Below are 26342 nucleotides of genomic sequence, written 5' to 3' on the forward strand. Positions count from 1 at the left end.
TTCCTGTCTTGTCTTGTTTTAATTAAGCTTATCTTCATTTTATGAAACTAAAATCTGTAGCGTGTTATTTCTCTCGGTATTCCTGCTGATTTTTGTAAATATCAGTGGATAATTCCCATGTTTAGGAGGCTATCTGGATGAGTTTTGTATAAAAAAGACGCCCGAAGGCGTCTCTTTTTTAAGCTTTAACTTGAATTAGAATTCTTCGTTAAATGCCTGGCTTAAAGCTTGGTCCACATCAGAGAAGTTATTATGCAGTTCAAATTCTGCAGCTTCTGCTTCTTGACGACGACGCTCTAAGTGGTAAGCCAAACCTGTACCCGCTGGGATCAGACGACCTACAACCACGTTCTCTTTCAAGCCACGTAAATCATCTTCTTTACCTGTTACAGCCGCTTCAGTTAACACACGTGTGGTTTCCTGGAACGATGCAGCAGAGATGAACGAGTCAGTAGAAAGTGATGCTTTGGTAATACCCATCAATTGACGTTCAAACTTCGCAGGGAACTTGTTTTGCGCAAGAACTGCTTGGTTTTCCTGAACAACACGGATGTAATCCACTTGTTCGCCTTTGATGAAGCTGGTATCGCCACCGTCAGTGATATCAACTTTACGTAGCATTTGACGTACGATGACTTCAATATGCTTATCGTTGATTTTTACACCTTGCAGACGGTATACGTCCTGAACTTCGTTCACGATGTAATTCGTCAATGCCACTTCACCTTTCAGACGTAAAATGTCATGCGGGTTTTGTGGACCATCAGAAATCGTCTCACCACGGTTTACATGCTCGCCTTCGAACACGTTAATGGTACGCCATTTCGGAATCAGCTCTTCATAGATTTCAGAGCCATCATCCGGCGTAATCACCAGACGGTTCTTACCTTTGGTCTCTTTACCAAAGCTCACAACACCTGACACTTCTGCAAGGATTGCATGCTCTTTCGGCTTCCGTGCTTCGAACAAGTCAGCTACACGTGGCAGACCACCGGTAATATCACGAGTACGTGAAGATTCTTGTGGGACACGACCGATTACGTCACCGACACCAATTGTTTCGCCATCGCGAACAGAAAGAATCGTGTTTTGTGGCAGGAAGTAGAACTGCTCACCACCATCGACTGTGTCTAACACAACAGCAGGACGCAAATCTTTACCTGACGCAGGACGTGAAGTCACTGGCAAGATTTCGATGGTTGACATACCTGTTGCATCATCAGTTTTAGAAGTAACCGTCACGCCATCAGCAATCTGGCTGAAACGCACTTTACCAGCAACTTCTGTTACCAATGGATGTGTATGCGGATCCCAAGTCGCCACGATACCGCCTGCTTCTACAGCTTCGCCATCTTTGAGCAAGATAGATGCACCGTATGGAATTTTATAGCGCTCACGCTCACGACCTAAGTCATCCGCAATACCGATTTCACCTGAACGTGAAGTCGATACCAAGTGACCTTTGGCATGTTGTACGGTTTTCACGTTATGGAAACGTACTGTACCCTGGTTACGAACCTGTACGCTGTTTGCAGCAGAAGTTCGGCTCGCAGCACCACCCACGTGGAAGGTACGCATCGTTAACTGTGTACCTGGTTCACCAATCGATTGAGCTGCCATAACACCAACAGACTCACCTGGGTTCACCTGATGACCACGTGCCAGGTCACGACCGTAACATTTCGCACATACACCGAAGGTAGATGCACAGTTCACGACTGAACGCACTTTAATTTCGTCGACACCCTGGCTTTCAATAAACGCAGCCAGTTTCTCGTCAATTAAAGTATTACGTGGAAGCAGAACTTCATCTGTACCCACTTTCTTGACATCTTCAGCAACTACACGACCCAATACTCGTGCACCCAGGTTCTCGATGACATCACCACCCTGAATGAACGGAGTCATCACTAGGCCGTCGAAGGTACCACAATCCGGCTCGGTAATGACCAAGTCCTGCGCAACGTCTACCAGACGACGAGTCAGGTAACCAGAGTTTGCAGTCTTAAGTGCTGTATCGGCCAAACCTTTACGCGCACCGTGTGTCGAGATGAAGTACTGAAGTACGGTCAAACCTTCACGGAAGTTCGCTTTAATTGGGGTTTCAATGATCGAGCCATCCGGCTTCGCCATCAAACCACGCATACCCGCCAACTGACGAATCTGAGCTGCCGAACCACGGGCACCCGAGTCAGACATCATGTAGATCGAGTTGAATGATTTTTGCTTCTCGTCTTCACCCTGTTTGTTCTTCACAGTGGTGAAAGACAAGTTGTCCATCATCGCTTTAGCAACCTGGTCATTGGTACGCGCCCAAATATCGACCACTTTGTTATAACGTTCGCCGGCAGTTACGAAACCTTGTTCGAACTGTTGTTCGATTTCACGAACTTCAGCTTCCGCTTTACCAATAATTGCTTGTTTTTGCGGTGGAATAACCATGTCTTCCATACCGACAGATACACCTGAACGCGTCGCTTGACGGAAGCCCAAGTACATCAATTGGTCAGCGAAGATAACAGTATCTTTCAGACCCAATTTACGGTAGCAAGAGTTAATTAACTTCGAGATGTTTTTCTTGGTCATCTCAACGTTAATTTGCTGGAAATCCATACCTTCAGGCACAACTTCCCAAAGTAGGCAGCGACCAGGCGTCGTATCTACAATAATGGTTTGCTGTTCACGGTTACCATCTTCGTCGATCACAGTCTGGTGTACACGTGCTTTAACGCGAGCGTGTAGATCAACCTGACCAGTCGCCAGTGCACGGTTTACTTCGTGAGTATCCGCGAACACCATGCCTTCACCTTTGGCATTGATTGCATCACGCGTGATGTAATACAAGCCCAAGACAACGTCCTGAGACGGTACGATGATTGGCTCACCGTTCGCTGGAGACAAGATGTTGTTTGTCGACATCATTAACGCACGAGCTTCAAGCTGAGCTTCAAGTGTTAATGGTACGTGTACCGCCATCTGGTCACCATCGAAGTCGGCGTTAAACGCAGCACATACGAGTGGATGTAGACGGATCGCTTTACCTTCGATCAGGATCGGTTCAAATGCTTGAAGACCCAGACGGTGAAGAGTGGGTGCACGGTTCAACATCACTGGATGTTGACGAATCACGTGAGCAAGTACGTCCCAAACTTCTGGGGTTTCGCGCTCAACCATTTTCTTCGCAGCTTTAATGGTGGTTGCTTGACCAGATGCCTGTAGTTTCGCAAAAATAAATGGCTTGAACAGTTCAAGTGCCATTTTTTTCGGAAGACCACATTGGTGCAAACGCAGGTTTGGACCAACAGTAATTACCGAACGGCCAGAGTAGTCAACACGCTTACCAAGTAAGTTTTGACGGAAACGACCCTGTTTACCTTTGATCATGTCTGCCAAAGATTTAAGCGGACGCTTGTTCGAACCGGTAATTGCACGACCGCGACGACCGTTATCCAGCAATGCATCTACAGACTCTTGCAACATACGTTTTTCGTTACGTACGATGATGTCTGGCGCAGCAAGGTCAAGAAGACGCTTCAAACGGTTATTACGGTTGATCACACGACGGTAAAGATCGTTCAAATCAGAAGTCGCGAAACGACCACCTTCAAGTGGTACAAGCGGACGAAGGTCTGGTGGAAGAACTGGAAGTACAGTCAACACCATCCATTCTGGCTTGTTGTTTGAATCGTTGAATGCTTCCATCAACTTCAAACGCTTAGATGCTTTTTTCAGCTTGGTTTCTGACGTCGTAACAGGAATTTCTTCACGCAGACGCGCAATTTCAGCTTCAAGATCGATGTCTTTCAACAGGTCTTGAACCGCTTCAGCACCCATTTTCGCTGTGAATTCATCACCGTGTTCTTCTAATGCATTGAAGTATTCTTCATCGTTTAGAAGCTGGTATTTCTCAAATGGAGTCATACCCGGATCGGTCACTACATAAGATTCGAAATACAATACACGTTCAATATCACGCAGCGTCATGTCTAAAAGAAGACCGATACGGCTTGGTAATGATTTCAAGAACCAGATGTGCGCAACCGGTGAAGCAAGGTCAATATGACCCATACGTTCACGACGAACTTTCGCAGTAGTCACTTCAACGCCACATTTTTCACAAATGACGCCTTTGTATTTCATACGCTTGTATTTACCACACAAGCATTCATAATCTTTTACTGGACCAAAGATTTTGGCACAGAACAAACCATCACGTTCAGGCTTGAACGTACGATAGTTAATGGTTTCTGGCTTTTTAACTTCACCGTGAGACCATGACTTAATCATTTCTGGTGACGCAAGACCAATACGGATGCGATCAAACTCTACAGGAGCATGACCGTCTGAATCCGTCTTTTTGCGCATGATATCGAGCAAGTCTTTCAATTTTTTTCTCCGTGTGTTGTGGAGATTTTCACTCAACAACTGGGTCACAAATATTGTTTTTTAACTGAGTAATCCCCCCACCATCCTGCCTATCTCTAAGCGGGAAACTCCCCTTAAATTTAAGAGGAGTAAATCCCCCCCTTTATCAAGGGGGTTGGGGGGATTGGATGGTTACTTAGTCACCATTTTTCAGTTCAATGTTGATACCTAAAGAACGGATCTCTTTGGTCAATACGTTGAACGATTCAGGCATGCCCGGATCCATATAATGGTTGCCATCTACAATGTTCTTGTAGATACGGGTACGGCCTTCAACGTCATCCGATTTCACAGTCAGCATTTCTTGTAGCGTATATGCTGCACCGTAAGCTTCTAGTGCCCAGACTTCCATCTCACCGAAACGCTGACCACCGAATTGTGCTTTACCACCAAGCGGCTGTTGCGTTACTAGTGAGTAAGAACCAGTTGAACGCGCATGCATCTTATCATCAACCAAGTGGTTCAGTTTCAGCATGTACATATAACCGACAGTTACCGGACGGTCGAAACGTTCACCTGTACGACCATCATATAATACAGTCTGACCAGTACTAGATAAGCCTGCAAGTTGTAACAACTCTTTGATCTGACCCTCTTCAGCACCATCGAATACAGGCGTTGCCAAAGGCACACCAGCACGCAAGTTGCCAGAAAGTTTCAAGATTTCTTCGTCGGTCAAGCTATCAAGATCCTCTTGCTCGCCACCCACTTTGTTGTAAATCTTGTCTAGGAAATCACGAAGCTCAAGTACAGTACGTTGCTCTTTCATCATCTTGTCGATTTGATCGCCAAGACCTTTTGCAGCCATGCCCAAGTGAGTTTCAAGAATCTGACCCACGTTCATACGCGATGGTACGCCCAGCGGGTTAAGCACGATATCAACAGGTACACCGTTGGCATCATGTGGCATGTCTTCTACCGGCAAGATGTTAGATACAACACCCTTGTTACCGTGACGACCCGCCATCTTATCACCCGGTTGGATGCGACGTTTTACAGCAAGATAAACTTTAACAACTTTCAATACGCCAGTAGTCAGTTCATCGCCTGTAGAAAGTTTGCGTTTTTTCTCAGCAAATTTCTCGTCAATTTCAAAGCCCTTCTCTTTCAAGAATACTTGAATTTGCGTTAAACGTTCAGCAATTGCTTCATCAACTGGTTGAATTTCAAGAAGGTCAACGAGTTCTAAACCAGACAACACATCTTCAGACAATTTGTCGCCACGTTTAGTTGTACCGCCACCATTCGACTCTTGGCCGTTGAGTAGACGGATCACGCGTTCACGTGCAGCTTCTTCGAAGATTTTGAACTCTTCTTTCAAGTCCTTACGGTATGCATCAAGCTGTGCTTTTTCAATTGCTTGAGCACGTTCGTCTTTTTCAAGACCGTCACGTGTAAACACTTGAACGTCAATCACAGTACCTTTCGTACCCGATGGAACGCGTAAAGATGAGTCTTTTACGTCAGCCGCTTTTTCACCGAAGATTGCACGAAGCAATTTTTCTTCCGGAGTAAGCTGCGTTTCACCTTTAGGTGTCACTTTACCAACCAGGATGTCACCAGCAGTGACTTCAGCACCGATGTAAACGATACCTGACTCGTCCAGTTTAGACAGAGCAGCTTCACCTACGTTCGGAATATCCGCAGTGATTTCTTCCGCACCCAGTTTGGTATCACGTGCAACACATGACAATTCCTGGATATGAATAGACGTTAAACGGTCTTCTTGAAGTACACGCTCAGATAACAAGATCGAGTCTTCGTAGTTGTAACCATTCCAGGTCATGAACGCAACGCGCATGTTCTGACCCAGTGCCAGCTCACCGCCATCTGTTGATGGACCATCAGCAAGCACATCGCCACGACCTACTTTATCGCCCATGTTCACAAGAACTTTCTGGTTGATACAAGTGTTCTGGTTCGAACGGGTGTACTTGATCAGGTTGTAGATATCTACACCTGCTTCACCTGCGATCATTTCGTCTTCATTCACACGAATAACCACACGTGACGCATCTACATATTCAATACGACCACCACGTTTCGCGATCACACATACACCAGAGTCATGTGCTACGTTCGCTTCCATACCTGTACCAACAAGCGGCTTGTCAGCGATCAACGTCGGAACTGCCTGACGTTGCATGTTTGAACCCATCAATGCACGGTTGGCATCATCGTGTTCTAGGAATGGAATCAGTGACGCTGCTACAGAGACTACCTGCTGAGCAGATACATCCATATGCGTTACTTTTTCAGGAGGCATACGTACGAAGTCACCTTGATGACGTACAGATACGAATTCTTCAGTTAAATGACCATCTTTATCAATTGCAGAATCGGCCTGTGCAATCACAGTACCCACTTCTTCAATAGCAGATAAGTATTCAACTTCGTCTGTTACACGACCATCAACCACTTTACGATACGGTGTTTCCAGGAAACCGAACTCGTTCGCTTTAGCATATACAGAAAGCGAGTTGATCAAACCAATGTTTGGACCTTCCGGTGTTTCAATTGGACAAACACGGCCATAGTGAGTTTGATGTACGTCACGTACTTCAAAGCCCGCACGCTCACGTGTCAAACCACCTGGACCAAGCGCTGATACACGACGTTTGTGTGTAATTTCAGACAACGGGTTGTTTTGGTCCATGAACTGGGACAACTGGCTTGAACCAAAGAATTCTTTGATTGCAGCAGCCACTGGCTTCGCATTGATCAAGTCTTGCGGAGACAGGTTATCAGTTTCAGCTTGTGACAGACGCTCTTTAACAGCACGTTCTACACGAACCAGACCCACACGGAATTGGTTTTCTGTCATTTCACCAACAGAACGAACACGACGGTTACCCAAGTGGTCGATATCGTCGACTTCACCTTTACCGTTACGGATTTCAACTAATGTTTTCAGTACATCAGTGATATCCTCATTCGAGAGAATACCTTCAACTTCACGTGACTTCTGGTCTGTACCCACTTCGTAAGGACGACCCAAACGACGGTTGAACTTCATACGACCCACTGGAGACAGGTCATAACGCTCAGAAGAGAAGAACAAGTTGTTAAACAGGTTTTCAGCAGCTTCTTTGGTTGGTGGCTCGCCCGGACGCATAACCTTGTAGATTTCTACCAATGCTTCTTCACGGCTTGTAGTCGTATCTGCACGTAGAGAATCTGCAATGAATGAACCGCGGTCGATATCATTGGTGAACAGAATATTGAACTGCTTCACGCCGCCTTCTGCAATTTTCACCATAATTTCATGGCTTAATACAGTATTGGCTGCAATCACATCACCATCTTTTAATGGGATGTCTTCAGCAGTAATACGCTCATATAGGTACTCATCAGGTACTGCAAGTTTTTCAAGACCCGAAGCTTCCATTTGACGTACATGACGCGCATTGATACGTTTACCTTGCTCAACAATTGCCTTGCCATCCTTGTCCAGGATGTCAAACTGTGCCATTTCGCCACGCAGACGTTCAGGCACCAGGTCAATCTGGTAGCTACCCATGTCAAGATACACAGGTACTTTCTCGTAGAACATGTCGAGAATGTTTTCGTTACTATAACCCAAGGCGCGAAGTACTACAGTCGCAAGTAATTTACGACGACGGTCAATACGTACATAAACCAGGTCTTTCGCATCGAATTCAAAGTCTAACCATGAACCACGGTAAGGAATGATACGTGCTGAATAAAGAACTTTACCACTTGAGTGAGTCTTGCCCTTATCGTGGTCAAAGAATACGCCCGGTGAACGGTGCAATTGCGATACGATTACACGCTCGGTACCGTTAATGACGAAAGTACCGTTGTCTGTCATAAGCGGCATTTCGCCCATATAGACTTCTTGTTCACGTACGTCTTTGATTGATTTAGTTTCGCGATCTTTCAGGATCAAACGAATTTTTACGCGCATTGGTGCTGCATAAGTTGAGCCACGAAGGATACATTCGCGTACATCAAACTCAGGCTTACCAAGACTATACTCAACGAATTCTAAAGCAGCATTGCCAGAATAACTTTCAATAGGAAAAACTGAACGAAATGCGGCTTGGAGACCGATATCTTCGCGGTTTTTTGGTGATTTGCCATCTTGTAAGAATGTTCTGTACGAGTCGACTTGAATCGCGAGCAGGTACGGAGCATCCATGACGCTAGGCAATTTACCAAAATTCTTACGGATCCGTTTCTTTTCGGTATATGAGTATGCCATCTGGAGTCCTCGGAAAGTGTAAACCAAGCCCGCCTGCAGAACGGGCTCAGAAGGAATTACGCTGGCCGATATGGCCACCACTCTTTACAAATGCTGCAATTTTTAGTGGTATTAAAACGCTTAACAATATTTTTTTAATGAAAAATATTGGTAAGCGTTTGTTCATTATGTTTATTTTTAATTTGTATGAATTTTATATCATGCAAACAAAAATCGAGCCGATTATTGTAACGCAAAAAGGCTGATGACCCAAGAGCCATCAGCCAATTTTTGGAGCCGATTATAAAAAAACCGGCTCCCGGCAAAATTACTTAACAGTAATTGTTGCACCAGAAGTTTCAAGCTTAGCTTTAAGTTCTTCAGCTTCTTCTTTAGAAACGCCTTCTTTAAGGATCGCTGGAGCGCCTTCAACCATATCTTTAGCTTCTTTTAAGCCAAGACCAGTTACTTCACGAACTGCTTTAATTACAGCAACTTTGTTCGCGCCGAATGAAGTCAACTCAACGTTGAATTCAGATTGCTCTTCAGCGGCAGCAGCAGCAGGACCAGCAGCTACAGCTACAGCAGCAGCAGAAACGTTGAATTTCTCTTCAAAAGCAGAAATAAGTTCAACAAGTTCAAGAACAGTTTTTTCAGCAACTGCGTTTAGGATTTCTTCGTTTGTTAAAGCCATGAGAGTAACTCCAAATGGGTATTGAATGATGTGTGTGTAAGTTTGAGCTTATGCAGCTTCTGAACCGTTTTTCTCTTGAAGCGCTGTAAGCAAGCGACCCAATTTCGAAATAGGTGCTTGAAGTACATTTGCAAGCATAGTAAGTGCTTTCTCTTGGTTCGGAAGGTTCGCGATAACGCTAACTTCAGCACCTTGATACACTTTGCCATCAAATGCAGCAGCTTTAAGTTCAAATGCTTTATTAGTTTTCGCAAATTCTTCGAACACACGAGCAGCAGCGCCCATGTCGTCTTCAGAAGTCGAGAAAGCTAAGATTGTTGGGCCAACAAGGTTGTCGTTCAAGATATTGAATGGAGTATCTTGAAGAGCGCGTTTAGCCAAAGTATTACGCACGATACGTGTGTGAACACCTAGTTTACGAGCTTCAACACGAAGAGCAGTCAATTGCTCAACAGTTAAACCTTGGTAGTCAGCAACAACAGCAGCAAATGCAGTAGAAGCAACTTCAGTTACTTCAGCTACGATCTGTTTTTTGCCTTCGATAAGAAGAGCCATTGTAAAACCTCCTAATGGTGATTTATGTACTTACGCGAAGTACACTCCCAATTCGCGAGACCATCACTGGACTCACACGCGGAGGATGAACAAATCACACCACCGCGTCTACGCAGGCTGAGCTATTAAGAGCGAAGCATAAAACTCCCCTCGCCTGCGGTCTTTGACGCTGATAAATTTTCATTTATCAATTCAAAGTTTGCCTAAATTATCCCCTCTCCTTATAGGAGAGGGCTAGGGAGAGGTTTAACCCTCTTCCCGACCTTCTCCCAGAGGGAGAAGGAGACATCTTCAGGGCTTTAAAATTCTGTAATAAGTCGAGACTTACTTAGATACGTTTGCTACATCAACGATCAAACCAGGACCCATAGTTGAGCTCAAAGTGATCTTTTGAATGTATACGCCTTTAGAAGTAGCAGGCTTTAACTTTTTCAAGTCAGCCACAAGTGCTTCAACGTTTTGACGAACAGCTTCAGCAGTAAAACCTACTTGACCGATCGCAGCGTGGATGATACCCGCTTTGTCTACACGGTAACGTGCTTGACCAGCTTTTGCATTTTTAACTGCAGTTGCTACGTCAGGAGTTACAGTACCCACTTTAGGGTTTGGCATTAAGCCACGTGGACCAAGGATTGTACCAAGTTTACCTACAACGCGCATTGCATCTGGAGCAGCAATTACAACATCAAAGTCAAGGTTACCCGCTTGGATGCTTTCAGCAAGATCGTCGAAACCAACAACATCTGCGCCTTCAGCTTTAGCAGCTTCAGCAGCAGCGCCTTGAGCGAATACAGCTACACGTACAGTTTTACCAGTACCTGCAGGAAGTGTAGTCGCGCCACGAACAACTTGGTCAGATTTACGAGGATCAACACCCAGATTTACCGCGATGTCTAGAGACTCTTTGAATTTAGGAGCTGGAAGGCTCTCTAAAACTGCAACAGCTTCTTCTAGTGTGTAAACTTTGTGCGCTTCTACAGCAGACGCAATCGCTTTTTGACGTTTAGTTAATTTAGCCATGTCTTAAAGCTCCACTTCCAAGCCCATAGAACGTGCAGAACCAGCAATGGTACGCACACGCGCGTCTAAGTCAGCACCAGTTAAATCTGGTTCTTTAGTAGTCGCGATCTCTTCTAACTGAGCACGAGTCAACTTACCAACTTTAGTTTTGTTAGGTACAGCTGAACCCTTTTGAATACCAGCAGCTTTCTTAAGAAGAATAGCAGCAGGTGGAGTTTTCATGATGAATGTGAACGACTTGTCGTTGTACACAGTGATCACGACTGGAATTGGCAGACCAGCTTCAAGTTTTTGTGTAGCAGCATTGAATTCTTTACAGAATGCCATGATGTTCACACCACGTTGACCTAGTGCAGGACCAATCGGTGGAGATGGATTCGCTTTACCAGCTGGAACTTGCAGCTTGATATAGCCGTCAATCTTCTTAGCCATTTCAAATTACCTCTGGGTGCAAACGCCGGTGAAGGCTCCCCAATGATTTCAAGTAACGATACCGTTACAACAACAATGCCTGACTTATAAATAAGTCAGGCGTTTTCAACCCATACAAATTAGACTGATTTTTCGACTTGGCGAAATTCCAATTCAACTTGAGTTGGTCGGTTAAATACATTAATTGTCAGCGTTAAGCGTGACTTTTCGTACTGAACTTCTTCCACCACACCTTTAAAGTCTGTGAATGGACCGTCAATAACGAGTAATTCTTCGCCTGGTTCAAACATCGTCTTAGGACGAGGTGCTTCACCAGTATTGCGTACACGCGCAAGAATCGCATCTGCTTCTTTTTGCGTAATCGGTGCCGGTTTTTCAGCCGTCCCACCAATAAAGCCTAAAACTTTTGGACATTCTTTAACAATGTGCCAAGTATCATCGTTCATTTCCATTTCGACTAGAACATAGCCAGGAAAGAACTTACGCTCTGATTTACGCTTTTTGCCATCCTTCATTTCTACCACTTCTTCGGTAGGAACCAGGACTTCACCAAAGCTATCGGCTACAGCGCTACGCTGGATTCGATCATTAAGCGAACGCATCACTTGTTTTTCATAGCCCGAATAGGCATGAATAATGTACCAACGTTTCATAGCTCTCTTACCCGATAATAAACTTGATTAACCAGCCTAAAATATAATCAAAACACCACAGTAATATAGATGCAATGACAACAACGACAAGGACATGCCAAGATGTGGTCATGGTCTCTTGTTTAGTAGGCCAGGTCACTCGACGTAACTCGATTCGTGCGTCTTTCAGCAAGCGAATAAAGCCTTTGCCTTGATGGGTGGCGTATAATAAACCGAATGCCGCAACGATACAAGCCAAAATCACCCCAACGCGCACCCAAATATCATTTGCAGGTGCCCAGTACGCTGGTAAATATTGGTTTACCATCATTGCACCCACCAATAAAATCAAGGCGATAACCCATAGAATTATGTCTAATGGAGAACCAGAATTTACATCTACTGCAGGATTATTTCTTTGAGGAATTGCCGCTTCGCCTAATGCGTCGCGTGATTTTTCATTCGACATTTTTGTACTCGTCGTAGGTTTCGCGACTTATTATATGACCAATTTTGCCGACATCAAGCGTCTTTTTAAAAACTTGGCAGGTCAGGAGGGACTCGAACCCCCAACATTCGGTTTTGGAGACCGACGCTCTACCAATTGAACTACTGACCTGCAAAACAACAAGTTGGAGCCTAAACCCCAACTCGCCTGTCTTATTCTATGATTATGCAGTTACTTTAGCAACTACACCAGCACCAACTGTACGACCACCTTCACGGATCGCAAAACGTAGACCTGGGTCCATTGCGATCGGGTGAATTAGCTCTACTGACATCTCAACGTTGTCACCAGGCATAACCATTTCCACGCCTTCTTTAAGCGAGATCGCACCAGTTACGTCCGTAGTACGGAAGTAGAACTGTGGACGGTAACCGTTAAGGAATGGAGTGTGACGACCACCTTCTTCTTTAGAAAGTACGTATACTTCCGCATCGAATTTAGTATGTGGCTTGATCGCACCTGGTTTAGTCAATACTTGACCACGCTGTACGTCTTCACGCTTAGTACCACGAAGAAGAACACCACAGTTCTCGCCCGCACGACCTTCGTCTAGAAGTTTACGGAACATTTCAACGCCAGTAACAGTCGTTGTTTGTGTATCACGGATACCAACGATTTCAACTGATTCGCCTACTTTAACGATACCAGTCTCTACACGGCCAGTTACTACTGTACCACGACCAGAGATTGAGAATACGTCTTCAATCGGCATAAGGAACGGAAGGTCAATTGCACGCTCTGGCTCTGGGATGTAAGAGTCAAGAGCTTCAACAAGCGCAACTACTGCTGGCTCGCCGTATTGGCTGTCATCACCATTAAGTGCAAGAAGAGCAGAACCACGGATCACTGGAGTGTCATCACCTGGGAAGTCATAAGTAGAAAGAAGTTCACGAACTTCCATTTCAACCAGCTCAAGAAGCTCTTCGTCGTCTACAAGGTCGCATTTGTTCAAGAATACAACGATGTAAGGTACACCTACCTGACGAGAAAGCAGGATGTGTTCACGAGTTTGCGGCATTGGGCCATCAGTCGCAGCACATACAAGGATCGCGCCGTCCATCTGAGCAGCACCAGTAATCATGTTTTTAACATAATCGGCGTGGCCCGGGCAGTCTACGTGAGCGTAGTGACGAGTTGGAGAATCGTATTCTACGTGAGAAGTATTGATGGTAATACCACGTGCTTTTTCTTCTGGTGCAGAGTCAATCGCAGCGTAGTCTTTCGCTTCGCCACCGAATTTCTTCGCACATACAGTTGCAATCGCAGCTGTTAAAGTTGTTTTACCATGGTCAACGTGACCAATTGTGCCCACGTTAACGTGTGGCTTATTACGTTCAAACTTAGCCTTAGCCATGTTAATCTTCCTCGTTTACGTCGAACACAATTCTGAGTAAAACCCAGCTCCGACATATCGTTTAAAAAAACCGAACATCAAATACTTGAAAAGCAGACTAAATAGCCTGCTTTTTGGAATTTCTTTGCAACTAGAGTTGCTAAACTGTAATCTGGAGCTCTTATCGAGATTTGAACTCGAGACCTCTCCCTTACCAAGGGAGTGCTCTACCACTGAGCTATAAGAGCAAATATTAGTACTTCAATGGAGCGGGAGACGAGGGTCGAACTCGCGACATGTAGCTTGGAAGGCTACCGCTCTACCAACTGAGCTACTCCCGCACGATGTTGGTACAAACCACTTATTGAAGTCTTAAAATTGGTGGTGAGGGAAGGATTCGAACCTTCGAAACTTTCGTAGCGGAGTTACAGTCCGCCCCCTTTGACCGCTCGGGAACCTCACCATTTTTTACACTTACATCAGTGCTATTCTTTACTTTACACTACCAAACTTCTAAGATGGTGCCGGCACACGGATTCGAACTGTGGACCTACTGATTACAAGTCAGTTGCTCTACCAACTGAGCTATGCCGGCGTTTCTTAGTGTTTCGTACGTTTCGTATCGGAACGGTGTGCAGTTTAGCAAAACTCAGAAACCATGCAAGTGTTTTTTTCAAAAAAAACCTCAAAAACTCATAAAATCAAACCATTTGATGATAATTCAACCGCTTTGATCACTGCGCGAGCTTTTATTTGGGTTTCATTCCACTCAGATTCAGGATTTGAGTCGGCAACCAGCCCTGCTCCCGCCTGTACATAGACCTTATTTTCGCGAATAACACAGGTACGAATCGCAATCGACATGTCCATTTCGCCATGCCAACCTAAATAACCAACAGCACCACCAAAAATTCCACGTTTTACCGGCTCAACTTCGTCAATAATTTCCATGGCACGGATTTTTGGTGCGCCAGAAAGCGTACCTGCGGGGAATGTTGCCTTAAAAACATCCAAAGCATCAACATCATCACGTACTTCGCCCTGGACATTGGAGACAATATGCATGACATGTGAATAACGCTCGATCACCATTTGATCAGTGACTTGCACTTTGCCGATTTTAGCAATGCGCCCCACATCATTACGTCCCAGATCAATCAGCATGACATGTTCAGCAATTTCTTTTTCGTCAGAGAGTAAGTCCTGCTCAAGTGCCAGATCTTCTTCTTTGGTTTTGCCGCGTGGACGGGTCCCCGCTAATGGACGAACTGTGGCAATTCCATTTTCCAGACGGGACAGAATTTCCGGTGAAGAACCGACAATATGGAACGGCGTATTATTTTCTAAAGTCCGACCTTGCACCAGAAACAAGTAGGGTGATGGATTAAGATGACGCAGTGCACGATAGACCTGCAGTGGATCACCATCAAAATCAGAGACCATCCGGTGACCAGGAACGACCTGCATCACATCTCCAGCACGAATGTACTCTTTAACTTTTTCTACTGAGGCAATAAAGTTGTCATGTCCAGTAAGGGACTCAAAATGCGGCGGGGTATGTTTTTCTGCTTTCAGGCTAACCGGCGTTGCCAGAATATGCTCCAAGTCATCGAGCTGCTGCTGTGCCTTCTGATATGCTCCAGAATCAGCGGCATCGGCATGCACAATCAGAAACAAGGTGTCTTTCAAGTTATCAAACACGATGACAGTTTTAGACAGCATCATCCAGATATCGGGTAATCCGACCGGATCAGCTTCCGGTACATTTTTTAACTTCGGCTCGATATAGCGCACGGCATCATAGCCAAAATAGCCTACCAGACCACCAGTAAAGCTTGGCAAGTCCGGCAATTCTGCCTGGGTAGGCACCTTAAATTGCGCCTGAAAGTCACGAATATATTGAAATGGATCAGCACAGTGCTGTTTTTCAATTGAAGCATCTGCATACTGTACCGTCAGTTCGCCGGCATTGCAGGAAAATACGGTAGATTCACCTAGTCCAATAATCGAATAGCGTGCCCAGTTCTCCCCGCCTTCTACGGATTCAAATAAATAAGCCTGCTGATGCTGCTTAAGGCGTGCAAAAATAGAAAGTGGTGTATCGGTATCTGCCAGACGCTGACGATAAACAGGAATGAGATTATAGCCTTGTGCAGCAAGTTGCTGGAATTGTGCTTGAGTGGTCATGCGGTTTTTCTCTTTAAATTAGGGTTACTCAGTATGTAAATAGAATTGAACTGAGCGACGCCATCGAAAAACCTTACAACTATTCATTTTCTTTCCTTAGTACGCGTATTAGGCAAGTAATTCTCTAAGATCATCCACAATCTGCTGCGGCTGACAATCTGCAATATTTTCACCATGATTATAGCCATAGCTGACCACAACACAATCAATCCCGGCGCGGCGTGCGGCTTCGACATCATTGGAAGAATCGCCAATCAGCAACACCTGTTCGTTGCTTACGCCATAATGTTCGACACAATGCAGCAACTGGCGTGGGTGCGGCTTACGTTCAGTAAAACGGTCGCCACCAATGGTATCGGCAAAATAATGGGCCATATCCAAGGTATCCAGAATACTACGAGCAGGAAGTTCAGGCTTGTTAGTGACACAAATCAGGATTTTACCTTGGGCTTTGGCCCAATCCAGAAATTTCAGGACTCCTGGAAAAGGAACGGTATCTACACAGGGATCAACATTGTAGATATCCAGAAAGGTACTTAAGAGTTCCTGATGCTGTGCCGGCGTAACTTCGCCCACCAGATGCTGAAGTACACTTTCACAGAATATCGAGGTGCCCTTGCCCACCCAGGTCCGTACCTGTTCTTCGGTCACCAGCGGCAATTGCAGCACGTTCAGGCTCATATTCATGGCGCGATACAGATCATGAGCTGAATCCACCAGCGTACCATCCAGATCGAACAAGATCAGTTCACGCTTTTCTAATTGTGCAATAGACATCCCGATCCTCTTTTATAATGTGCGCAGCCACAAAAAAGGCATGCGCTATGCATGCCTTGATTGTAACCAATCATCAGCTTATTTGAACAACAACCAAGCCATAATTGCCAAAATAATCAGCACAATCACTGAAATCAAACCAACAGATACATTTTTCTGGGTTTCTTTTTCCTGCTCTACACGTGATACAGGCTGCTCAACCGGAACTGGCGCTGGCTCAGGTTTTACTGCACTAATATCTACGTTTTCTGGAATAGGTGCCGGTTTTGGAATACCAACACTGGTTGGCATACCGTCACGGGTCAACTGTACCGAAGCATCACGCTGTTTCAGTTCCGGCATTCCCTGATCATTCATTTTCTGGGCAGGTGTAGGCTCCGCCACTTCAACCTGTTCCACAACTTTTTCTGCTGTTGCTTCAATTTCTGCTGGAACCTCTACCGCAGCCACAGGCGCCAGTACCGAAAATTTCAAGCTGGCGAACTGAACAATGTCATCCTGCTTTAATAAGGTTGCTTGTTCAATCTGTACATCATTAACAAAAGTACCGTTGGATGAACCCAAATCCTGTACCCAGAGCGCACCATCTTTCAGTAAAAATGCCGCATGTTTACGGGAGATTTCCGCAGCCTGCAACACGATATCTGCTGCCTGATGACGTCCTACCACCATGTCACGGTCAATGCTAATTTCCTGTCCTGTTAAGTCGCCTGTGATTGCGTGTATTTTCCAAGTCATGAAAGTTACTTCTCTGTTCTCTTTGACATTATCATAACATGCTGTCTACAAATGAGAATGTCTTAGCTTTTTGGTCTAAGTGTAGTTGTTGTAACGGTATTTTTACTTTTTTCCACCTGCTGGACGGGTTGTACTACTTGACGCTGAATCACAGGCTCAATCGCCACCGGCGTGACGATTACATCAGCGGGCTGGACCTGAACAGGAGCTGTCGGCACAGTTTGATAGGTCGAGTTTTGTAGTGGCGTTTTCGATACTGGAATTCGCTGCTGATATACATCTTCAACACTTTCTGGCAATTTGGCAAAGTTTCCATCTGAGTCTAATGCAAGTTGCAGACTATATAATTGGCTATAGCGTTGCTGGGTCAGTCTGTGCACTGCATTTTTATCGCCCACGATAGTTGGATGGATAAAGATCAGCAGGTTACGCTTCTGGTTAGATTGACCTTCCGAACGGAACAAACGTCCAATTCCGGGAATCGCACCCAGGCCAGGTACGGCCTGACGGCCATAGCGGGTATTGTCCGAAATCAGCCCGCCAAGAACAATCGTTTGTCCATGTTCAGCCAGAATCGAGGTTTTAATCGCACGCTTGCTCGTCACCAGATCCTGTGCCTGTCCTTTACTACTCTTGACATCAGACACTTCCTGTTCGACTTCCAGACGTACCGTGCCATCTTCACCAATATGCGGAACCACCTTTAAAGTGACACCGACATCTTTACGTTCAATAGTGGTATAAGGATTGACCACACCGCCAACCCCTGTGGACACTGAGCCGGTGACAAAAGGTACGTTTTCACCCACCACAATATAGGCTTCTTCATTGTCCATGGTCACAATGGAAGGTGTAGATAACAGATTAGACTTGGTACTTTCTTTTAAAGCCTGAATAATCGCTCCATACAGACGGCGCGAACCATCACTGCCTTCACGATAATCACCCAGTACCAGTGAACTGCCCGCTCCGATTGAACTTAATGCACCCGCACCGCCACCCGTCAGATAACCGGCCGCAATATTTTTCAGGCTAGTCCCAAAATTATCAAAATTAACCAGGCCAACACCACTGCTGATATCACCCAAAGCCCACTGTACCCCAAGCTGATCGGCATCGGTGCCTTCAATTTCAATAATGGCCGCTTCAATCAATACCTGTTGACGGCGGATATCGAGCTGATTAATCGCCGATTCAATTTCCCGCATCAGTTGTGGATCGGCTTTCACCACCAGAGAATTTTGGGTCGCATCAGCAATAATACTTACCCCATTGGCATTAAAGCTGCTAATCCCACCCTGTTCATTATTCATGCCTGAATTCAGCTGAATCCCTGAAGAAGAAGTGGGGTTTCCCGTATTATTCCCGCTATTGCTATTATTTAAATCACTGCTGGAGCTGAGTAAAGACGAGCTTGATGAGGTCGTACCCGAATTTGAATTACTGCTCACCGCCTGTCCGGTCACCAGTCCCTGCAAGATTTCTGCAAGATTCTTGGAACTGGCATATTTCAGACGAAAAACCTTTAAGCCGCCTAAACGGTCTGCAGCCGGGACATCCAGGGTTTCAATAATCTGCCGCACCCGCTTGCGCGTGGTGGGATCGCCCTTGATGATGATCCGGTTGGTGCGTATATCGGCAATCACCCGTACCCGTGAGCCCTGGACATCCTTGGCCGCACCAGTTGACGTCATGGACTCAATCAGACTAATCATCTCTTCTGCCTGACTGGACTGCAAAGTCACCGCTTCAATATCATTCTGGCCTGTACCATCCAGATTCCGGACTATAGTTTCCAGCTGGTAAATATTGCTGGCGCGGTCCGATACAATCAGGGCATTGGTACCCGGTACTGCAGCCAGATGGGCAAATTGCGGCATCAGGGGACGCAGTGCAGGAATCAGGTCATTCGGATTGGTATTTTCCAGCCAGAGCACCCGAGTCACAATCTGGTCACCCCGGGCACGGCTTCGGGGATCGTAGGGAATACCCGAGTTTTTAACATTACTGTCCGGAATCAGCTTGATGGTATTGCCGGAAGGAATCGCCACTATGCCATTGACATTCAACACGCCTAAAAACAGGTCATAGACTTCATTTTTATTCAGTGCTTTATTGGAAATGACCGTCACATTGCCACGCACCCGCGGATCGACTGCGAAGTTCTTGCCAGTAATATCTGCCACTTCATTAATGAATGCAGCCAGGTCAGCATCCCGAAGGTTGATTTTCCAGGTTTGCGCATAAGCTGCCGTACTGACTACAGCCATCAGTGGTGTCGCCACACAGAAGGCCCACGCTGATCGATTATTATTAAATAAAGCCATAAACTTATGTGTTTCCTAACCCTATATGTGATGACACATCACTTAAAATCTTGTTGTATGGTCATCACCTGATCACCACGTTTTATTTCGAGTTTAGCCTGACCTTCGCGTCGGGCCTGTTCCAGCAATTGTGCTTCTGTCTGTCCCTGGCTTAAAGTTTGGCCATTCAGAGACAATATCCGGTCTCCAGGTCTCAAACCCAGCCGATTACGCAGTGCGGCCGGTGTGCGGGCCGTCACCTCATACCCGCCTTCCGATGATGCATTTACCCCCATATTCTGTAAATACTGTTCGCGGTTTTCCTGCATCTGCTGGATTGCCCGACCAATTTCATTCTGGGGGGAAACAGTATTTTCCTGTCCTGCACCGCCGCCACCCGGAGGACTCATAGCAGGAGCTGCTTGAGCTTCAGGTATGACGGGCTGATTCAGGCCATTTTCCAGCCCTTTAAAGAAAACCTCCTGCGTCGCTCCGCCAGAACGGCGCAGTACTACCCGATCCCAGTACACCTCAGCCAGTTCCAAGCCACTGTTGCCCAGCTGATCTCCTACCCGGTACAGCTCCGCCTGATCATTGATCTTGATGACCGCAGACGAGTTATAACGTGGATTAGCGACCACCACACCTTGTAAAATGATATTCGCGACTTCCACCACGACTACACTTTGCACACTTTCCTGAAACAGAGAAAATGTACCGATATTCGGTATTTGCGGCTGTTGTGAGCCCAGCTCGACCCGCTCCAGCTGCATCGCCTGTGGAGGAGCCACCAGCAGCCAGAACAGTGCAGCCAGTTTCCAGCACAAATACAGGATCAGCAGCAGTAAAACCACAGGTGCAGCACGATTTACCTGTTTAAGGTCAATATTTTTTAAAGCTTCAAGTGAAACTGCCATCAGTTAATGCCTCCCATAAGAGGCTGACGGGTACTAATCACAAAAGTATCCAGTCCTGCTTTACCCTGATAGGATGGGGCATTCAATAAAAAGCGCTGGGTGAGCTGGATATCCAGCATCATGCCGGGATCAAGCTTGATATTCAGCATACGTTGCTCACGGCTATCGCGGACATCGAGTAGCAACTGTCCATTTTCCTCGGTCAATGTGCCGGTCAACGCGGGGATGTTTATGCGCTCCTGGCGCTGGGCAAAGGTATAAATCAGCTCGCCACCCGCCCATTGCATTTGTCCGGCCACCTGACTAAAACCCTGCTGTGGCTTATATTTAAAATCCAGATCTTTAAATTGGATTGCAGTGCTTGGCCATTGCCAGTCCGCAATTTTTTTTAAGGTTTCAGCAGCAACCTGCCCTTCAAGATTTTTCACAATAAAAGATTTATTCAGACCATAGGCCATGATCCCGGAAAGCTGAGTATTGCCACTATGTATATCCACATGTGCCCCAACTCGCAGCAACAGTAAATCCAGAGGCCGCACTTTCCAGTTCAGACTGCCCCGAAGATTACCTTTTTTCCAGTCCGCACTTCCTTGCCAGATATTTCCGTTTACATTATGCAAAGTCTGGTTATTTTTATAAAATTTTGAAATTAACCAGGCTGCTGGCACTTGTAATACCACAAAAACAAAAAATGCAACAAGAGCAAGGATCAACCATCTTAAAGTTTTCGGTTTATTGCTCATCCCCACCACGACCAATCACTCAAGTCCAAATCCTCATTTATAATTTTTTCCTTATACCTACACATTATGCACACTTTTCTCCTAACGCCAATTCATAGATATAAAAAAACCAAGCAGGGATGCTTGGTTTAATTATCATAGTCTGTCTGTATGACAGACTAATGACGAAATCAGATAGGAGCTTAGATCAGGAAATCGTCCAGCTTTGCACCTTTTTCCAGTTCTGCCACCAACCAGCGTGGTTGTTTACCACGGCCAGTCCAGGTGTCATCCGGATTGGTTTTGCTACGATAACGTGGTTCAACCGACTTGCGTGACGATTTCTTACGTTTAGATGCACCAAATTCCAGCAACTGCTCAACAGTCATACCAACTTTCTCGGCAACTGCCAAGATTTGCTGATAAGCATCTTCAATTTCCTGATCTTTTTTTAAAGCAATAAGTGATTCTGCTTCTGCTTGTAAACGTTTTAACTCTTCTACTGATAAATGAGTAATATCTGGCATAAGGCTCTCCGAAAAATAATATTATTCGTTTTGTTAAATAATAACCCCATCATATTTATATTAAATAAAACATTCAATATAAAATCTTGAGGCAACAACAATAAAGTTTAAAAAAAATTACAAATCAAAATAATTCATTCATTTTTAGATTTTATGTTGAACAGTTAATTCAATTGCTTTGATCTTTTCACGAATATAATCTGGAATTGGAGTTTTCTGCATGGTTATTTTATCTACGCAAACAATCACTGCTTCAGAAGTAGCAACAATACCCTGCTGTTTTTCACTCCATAATAGATATTGCATTCTGACTGCACTATTTCGGATTTCTTCAATACGCGCTGCAATTTTCAAATGATCAGGAAAAACCACGGGGCTTAAATAACGGCACTGATTTGAAGCGACTACTGTAATTACTGATTCATTGTTTAAATCCAATAAATTCAAATATGCCAGGCGGGCACTTTCGACATAGCGGTAATACATGGCATTATTGACATGTCCCAAGGCATCCATATCACCCCATGCTATAGTTTGCTCATAAACAACTGGGTATTGGTCTAATTCCGACATTATTATTCTCAAGTCTTAATTTCTATAAAGTTTACATTGGATTCAAATACTGCATTCAGCTGCTGCAGTAAGTCCTCCCGATCCTGCAAGGCAGCTTTAATTCTTAAATAACTCATACGAATATCATCGGGATATAAGTCGAGTAGTTGCTGGGCTTGATCTGTATGGCCTGTCGCTTGCAGTACATGCCACTTTGCAAAGCTTAAAATCGGTAATGCCGGATATTTCGCCTCCCAGTACGAAATCTGCTGTGCAATCGCATTATAATCCGGATTTTGCCGTAATAACTGTTGCTGGAACCACAAATAAAAAACATCCTGATTAAACTGCTGCTCCATCAAATGAATTGCAAGCACCTCATGCTCAGCACTCATTTCCGGCATTCTAAATAATAATTTCAACCATAATAATTTTATTGAATAGTCACGATCAAATATTTGCGGTTTTAAATCTAAATAACGTTGCTGTAAATAAAATAAATCTTCCTGTGTGGCTTGATCATAGGCTAGCAATAATTGTTCAAGCCATATTTTTTTTACTTTCTGGTCTAAATGTCCGTATTGGGTCGAGCGTAAATATAACCAGGGAAACTGTATGGCAAATACCCCCCATAACGCAACAAGACGCTGTTCATAGGCTGATTTAACCTGAATTAACCAAGGTGATAATTCATGCTGATTTAAAAACTCTAAATGGGTGAGTGCTTGTCCACCTTGTTGTTGTGATAAATAAATTTCAATCCGCTGCAATTCTGCCAATTCAAATGCCATTGGGCTTGACTGATTCAATGCAGTTAATGCCTCATTATACTGCTGCTGCCCCCAAGATAAACGTGCATCTATAATATGCTTGAGTAAGCCCGATTTACTAAAAGACTGCTGAATAAAATCCCGCTGATCCTGTGCAGCATTTAATAACCAGATAACTGCCAGTTGTTCATAAGGATGTAAGCGGGAAAAACTAAATACTGTTTCCGTCTTACGCTGTTCACGATTGCGATATTGCTTGATGGCATACCAGATGCACTGTATCAGAAAACTTACGCTCACCAGGGATGCGGCCAAAAACCAGACTGTGGTCTGCAGCTGCCATTCACGCCAATATAGATAGACATAACCCGCCCCATGTCCATAACTGAGGATACTTAGCCCAGCAATGCCAAGTAAGCATATAAATAAATAGGCCTGCAGAATCTGTTTCATAAGCAATTAGCCCACTAGGGTACGTGTGTTCAATAATGGAATCGGAGTGATCGGTGTCGCCTTGATCTGTTTCAGCTGCTGAATCCATTGCTGGCTCTGCGCATCTGGTAATTGCTCCAAGACCTCAATCACCGCATTCAGAGCCTGCTGAAAAGCGACAGATTGATCTTGCTGCAAGGCACTCTGTGCAATAAGCAAACGTAGCTGGGCTTCTTTAAGTACCAGATGCCGTTGCATCAAGACTGTACTTGGCTGATCTGCAGATTCGATCTGAATCCAGCGCTGCCAGAAAGAACGTTGAGACACTGGCGGTTGACGATATGGCTTCTGAATTTCCTTTTCAATTTCAGCATCCATCTTCACCAAAACTTCTTTTAATTTGCCTTGCTGCACCAATCGGTTATTCACGAATTTTTTCAGCATGTCTTTATCTTTTGCAATCACTTGCTGCAAACTGCTCACCAAAGCGGGCGCCAGAACATAATCATCCAACTCATTGGATAACTGATTTAATTTTTCAATGGCGGTGGCATATTGTTGCTGTTGCAATGCAAATTCGATCAAGTCCAGATGTTGCTGTACCAAGGCAATATCATTCTGCATTTCAGCCGCTATCGGCTCCCCTGCGGGTGCTTTTGCTGCAGTGACTCCAGTCTTTTCCTGCTGAGCAGAAATCTGGCGCTTTAAAGCCACGAACTGATCATTAAGCATGGCATTTTGCTGCTGTAACTGACCAATACTCTGCTGCAATTCAGTCTGTGCTGTATTCAGAACATGCAGGTCATAGCTAAGCTTGACGAGCCACGACAAACTTAAGATGAACAATACAATGAATAGTTTCTTCATGCGTTCCCTAATATCAGCCCCATTTTCTGCAAGATTGTGTTTGCGTCTAAATCATCGATTTGTACGAATTGAAAACTTGCCTGATGCTGCTGTTGATATTCCCCAAGAATAGCGGCCAAACGTGGCCCCAAAACCAAATAACAGGCTCGCTGTATAAACTCCGCATCCTTTTGCAGGAGTGTCAGCCAGTTTAACCAGCTCGCTTCACTGGTGATCAGCACCGCAAAATGCTGCTGTGCCTCAAGCAATCCCAGGTTCTCTGCCAGAGTTTTTGCCGCCGTTTCAGGACATTGCCGCCGGTACAAAATAAAGTTTAAAACTTTAATATTGCTGGCACGTAAATGATCCATCATAAATTGACGGCCACCCTCTCCGCGCCAGAAAGCCACACTCGAGCCAACAGCCAGCTGTTTCAGCACCGGCAATTGCAACATACCTTCCGAGGTTTCAACTTCTGGTACATCACTGTGAATACCGTATCTCGCTAGTGCGTCTTCAGTGGCCTTACCCACCGCAACCCAATGTACCTGCCCCAGAGCCGATAACTCAACGCCCGCCTGTTGCAAATATTGCATGCCAATTTTGGCCGCCGTCGGGCTGACTACCACAATAATCTGTACCTGTTCCAGCTGCTGATACAAGTGCAACAGCTCATCGGAATAAGGCATGGCATGCAGCTCGAGCAGAGGCAACTCTAAAACAGCAACCTGTGCTGCCTGTAACTGCTGGGTCAAGCCTATAGCACGGTCACTGGGACGGGTATTAATCAATAACATCAGTTTGAATAAAGTGTTTTGAGCAACTCGCCAGCACCTTGATCAAGCAAGTCTTTTGCCAGCTGTATCCCCAATTGTTCGGCATCCGCAATTTTCCCAGTCTGCTGTGCTCGAAGCAAAACTGCTCCATCGATACTGCCTACACGACCTTCGATTGAAATCACACCCTCTTTGAGCGTGGCATAACCTGCAATCGGCACCTGACATCCGCCTTCCAGATAGGCATTAAAGGCACGTTCGGCACGTACGCAAGCATCTGTATCTGCATGCAGGAGTGGCTGAATCAAGTCCAGCACTGCCTGATCATGAGTACGACATTCCAGGCCCAGCGCACCTTGACCCACGGCCGGTAGACTGATTTCAGGAGTCAGGGTATGACGAATACGTTCTGCCAGACCTAAACGTTTTAAACCGGCACTGGCCAGAATAATCGCATCATAATGGCCTGCATCCAGTTTGGACAAACGCGTGCCGACATTGCCGCGCAGATCGATAATGTCCAGATCTGGACGCTGTTTTAAAATCTGGGTTTTACGGCGCAAACTTGAGGTTCCCACTTTAGCTCCGTGTGGTAATTCATCAAAGCTGGCATAAGTATTTGACACAAAAGCATCCAGTGGATCTTCACGTTCACAGATCACTGCCAGACTTAAGCCTTGCGGCAAAGCCATAGGAACATCTTTCATGGAATGTACGGCGAGATCTGCACGACCATCCAGTAAGGCGGCTTCTAATTCTTTTACAAACAGTCCTTTTCCACCAATTTTGGCCAGTGGCGTATCGAGAATTTTATCGCCCTGTGTAACAAAAGTGACTAACTCGACCTGCAAACCAGCGTGCAAATCTTGTAGGCGCGCACGGATATGTTCCGCTTGCCAAAGCGCAAGTGGACTTTGTCGAGTTGCAATTTTTAGGGTCTTCATAAATTTCAATAGCAGTTAATGAGAACAATAGTCTAAACTTAACCT

At 45.2% G+C, this 26342-nt stretch carries 22 protein-coding genes and 5 tRNA genes; 1 reads left to right on the forward strand and 26 read right to left on the reverse strand.

Annotated features, from left to right (window positions below; all coding sequences use genetic code 11):
* Window positions 1-195: 195 nt before the first annotated feature.
* Together rpoC and rpoB are read right to left on the reverse strand one after the other, a co-directional pair.
* Window positions 196-4386 carry a DNA-directed RNA polymerase subunit beta' gene (gene rpoC / locus VXQ92_RS08940; RefSeq protein WP_064094970.1) on the reverse strand — a complete coding sequence of 1397 codons (4191 nt, stop codon included), beginning with the start codon at window positions 4384-4386 and terminating at the stop codon, window positions 196-198.
* 175 nt (window positions 4387-4561) lie between these two features.
* Complete coding sequence (gene rpoB / locus VXQ92_RS08945) at window positions 4562-8650, reverse strand: DNA-directed RNA polymerase subunit beta (protein ID WP_064094971.1); 4089 nt, start codon at window positions 8648-8650, stop codon at window positions 4562-4564.
* On the opposite strand from rpoB, the gene VXQ92_RS08950 reads away from it, so the two are divergent.
* Window positions 8644-8895: a hypothetical protein gene (locus VXQ92_RS08950; RefSeq protein ID WP_034170979.1), complete on the forward strand. Its 252-nt coding sequence runs from the start codon at window positions 8644-8646 to the stop codon at window positions 8893-8895. The two genes, rpoB and VXQ92_RS08950, sit on opposite strands and share 7 nt — an antisense overlap.
* 62 nt (window positions 8896-8957) lie before the next feature.
* Here VXQ92_RS08950 and rplL read toward each other — a convergent pair whose 3' ends face one another.
* The 24 genes from rplL to hemC all read right to left on the reverse strand — a co-directional run bounded on the left by rplL (window position 8958) and on the right by hemC (window position 26297).
* The gene (gene rplL, locus VXQ92_RS08955; RefSeq protein ID WP_064094972.1) at window positions 8958-9323 is read right to left on the reverse strand and encodes a 50S ribosomal protein L7/L12; all 366 of its coding nucleotides are present in this window, start codon (window positions 9321-9323) and stop codon (window positions 8958-8960) included.
* A 48-nt stretch (window positions 9324-9371) separates the two neighbouring features.
* The gene (gene rplJ / locus VXQ92_RS08960; protein ID WP_064094973.1) at window positions 9372-9878 is read right to left on the reverse strand and encodes a 50S ribosomal protein L10; all 507 of its coding nucleotides are present in this window, start codon (window positions 9876-9878) and stop codon (window positions 9372-9374) included.
* Between the two features lie 324 nt (window positions 9879-10202).
* The gene (gene rplA / locus VXQ92_RS08965) at window positions 10203-10898 is read right to left on the reverse strand and encodes a 50S ribosomal protein L1 (protein WP_064094974.1); all 696 of its coding nucleotides are present in this window, start codon (window positions 10896-10898) and stop codon (window positions 10203-10205) included.
* Window positions 10899-10901: 3 nt separating this feature from the next.
* Window positions 10902-11330, reverse strand: a complete 429-nt coding sequence (gene rplK / locus VXQ92_RS08970) for a 50S ribosomal protein L11 (protein ID WP_004813566.1) — start codon at window positions 11328-11330, stop codon at window positions 10902-10904.
* A 119-nt stretch (window positions 11331-11449) separates the two neighbouring features.
* Window positions 11450-11983: a transcription termination/antitermination protein NusG gene (nusG, locus tag VXQ92_RS08975; protein WP_064094975.1), complete on the reverse strand. Its 534-nt coding sequence runs from the start codon at window positions 11981-11983 to the stop codon at window positions 11450-11452.
* Between the two features lie 7 nt (window positions 11984-11990).
* Window positions 11991-12431 (reverse strand): preprotein translocase subunit SecE, encoded by a 441-nt coding sequence (gene secE / locus VXQ92_RS08980; RefSeq protein WP_064094976.1) that lies wholly within the window; start codon window positions 12429-12431, stop codon window positions 11991-11993.
* A 74-nt stretch (window positions 12432-12505) separates the two neighbouring features.
* Window positions 12506-12581 (reverse strand) — tRNA-Trp (locus VXQ92_RS08985).
* 52 nt (window positions 12582-12633) lie between these two features.
* Window positions 12634-13824, reverse strand: a complete 1191-nt coding sequence (gene tuf, locus VXQ92_RS08990) for an elongation factor Tu (protein WP_064094977.1) — start codon at window positions 13822-13824, stop codon at window positions 12634-12636.
* A 152-nt stretch (window positions 13825-13976) separates the two neighbouring features.
* A tRNA-Thr gene (locus tag VXQ92_RS08995) sits at window positions 13977-14051 on the reverse strand.
* Window positions 14052-14068: 17 nt separating this feature from the next.
* Window positions 14069-14144, reverse strand: a tRNA-Gly gene (locus tag VXQ92_RS09000).
* A gap of 38 nt (window positions 14145-14182) precedes the next feature.
* Window positions 14183-14266, reverse strand: a tRNA-Tyr gene (locus VXQ92_RS09005).
* Between the two features lie 56 nt (window positions 14267-14322).
* Window positions 14323-14398, reverse strand: a tRNA-Thr gene (locus VXQ92_RS09010).
* Window positions 14399-14496: 98 nt separating this feature from the next.
* Window positions 14497-15990, reverse strand: coding sequence for an anthranilate synthase component I (gene trpE, locus VXQ92_RS09015; protein WP_416681153.1), 1494 nt, complete (start codon window positions 15988-15990; stop codon window positions 14497-14499).
* Window positions 15991-16098: 108 nt separating this feature from the next.
* Window positions 16099-16767, reverse strand: coding sequence for a phosphoglycolate phosphatase (locus tag VXQ92_RS09020; protein ID WP_144724835.1), 669 nt, complete (start codon window positions 16765-16767; stop codon window positions 16099-16101).
* Window positions 16768-16845: 78 nt separating this feature from the next.
* Window positions 16846-17505 (reverse strand): FHA domain-containing protein, encoded by a 660-nt coding sequence (locus VXQ92_RS09025; RefSeq protein WP_416681154.1) that lies wholly within the window; start codon window positions 17503-17505, stop codon window positions 16846-16848.
* 62 nt (window positions 17506-17567) lie between these two features.
* Entirely contained in the window at window positions 17568-19832 is a 2265-nt protein-coding gene (gene gspD / locus VXQ92_RS09030; RefSeq protein WP_416681155.1) for a type II secretion system secretin GspD, read from the reverse strand.
* A gap of 38 nt (window positions 19833-19870) precedes the next feature.
* Window positions 19871-20728, reverse strand: coding sequence for a type II secretion system protein N (locus tag VXQ92_RS09035; protein WP_416681156.1), 858 nt, complete (start codon window positions 20726-20728; stop codon window positions 19871-19873).
* Window positions 20728-21471, reverse strand: coding sequence for a type II secretion system protein N (gene gspN, locus VXQ92_RS09040; protein WP_064102646.1), 744 nt, complete (start codon window positions 21469-21471; stop codon window positions 20728-20730). Before gspN ends, VXQ92_RS09035 begins: the two co-directional genes overlap by 1 nt.
* A 182-nt stretch (window positions 21472-21653) precedes the next feature.
* Window positions 21654-21977, reverse strand: a complete 324-nt coding sequence (locus VXQ92_RS09045; protein WP_416681158.1) for an H-NS family nucleoid-associated regulatory protein — start codon at window positions 21975-21977, stop codon at window positions 21654-21656.
* A gap of 144 nt (window positions 21978-22121) precedes the next feature.
* Window positions 22122-22550 carry an acyl-CoA thioesterase gene (locus VXQ92_RS09050; protein WP_416681159.1) on the reverse strand — a complete coding sequence of 143 codons (429 nt, stop codon included), beginning with the start codon at window positions 22548-22550 and terminating at the stop codon, window positions 22122-22124.
* Window positions 22551-22558: 8 nt separating this feature from the next.
* Entirely contained in the window at window positions 22559-23752 is a 1194-nt protein-coding gene (locus tag VXQ92_RS09055; protein ID WP_416681160.1) for a heme biosynthesis protein HemY, read from the reverse strand.
* 6 nt (window positions 23753-23758) lie between these two features.
* Window positions 23759-24598 (reverse strand): hypothetical protein, encoded by an 840-nt coding sequence (locus VXQ92_RS09060; RefSeq protein WP_416681161.1) that lies wholly within the window; start codon window positions 24596-24598, stop codon window positions 23759-23761.
* Window positions 24595-25374, reverse strand: coding sequence for a uroporphyrinogen-III synthase (locus VXQ92_RS09065; protein ID WP_416681163.1), 780 nt, complete (start codon window positions 25372-25374; stop codon window positions 24595-24597). Before VXQ92_RS09065 ends, VXQ92_RS09060 begins: the two co-directional genes overlap by 4 nt.
* Complete coding sequence (gene hemC / locus VXQ92_RS09070) at window positions 25374-26297, reverse strand: hydroxymethylbilane synthase (protein WP_416681164.1); 924 nt, start codon at window positions 26295-26297, stop codon at window positions 25374-25376. The genes VXQ92_RS09065 and hemC overlap by 1 nt, the downstream gene beginning before the upstream one ends.
* Window positions 26298-26342: the final 45 nt, after the last annotated feature.

It is taken from the genome of Acinetobacter sp. 228 (assembly GCF_048147885.1).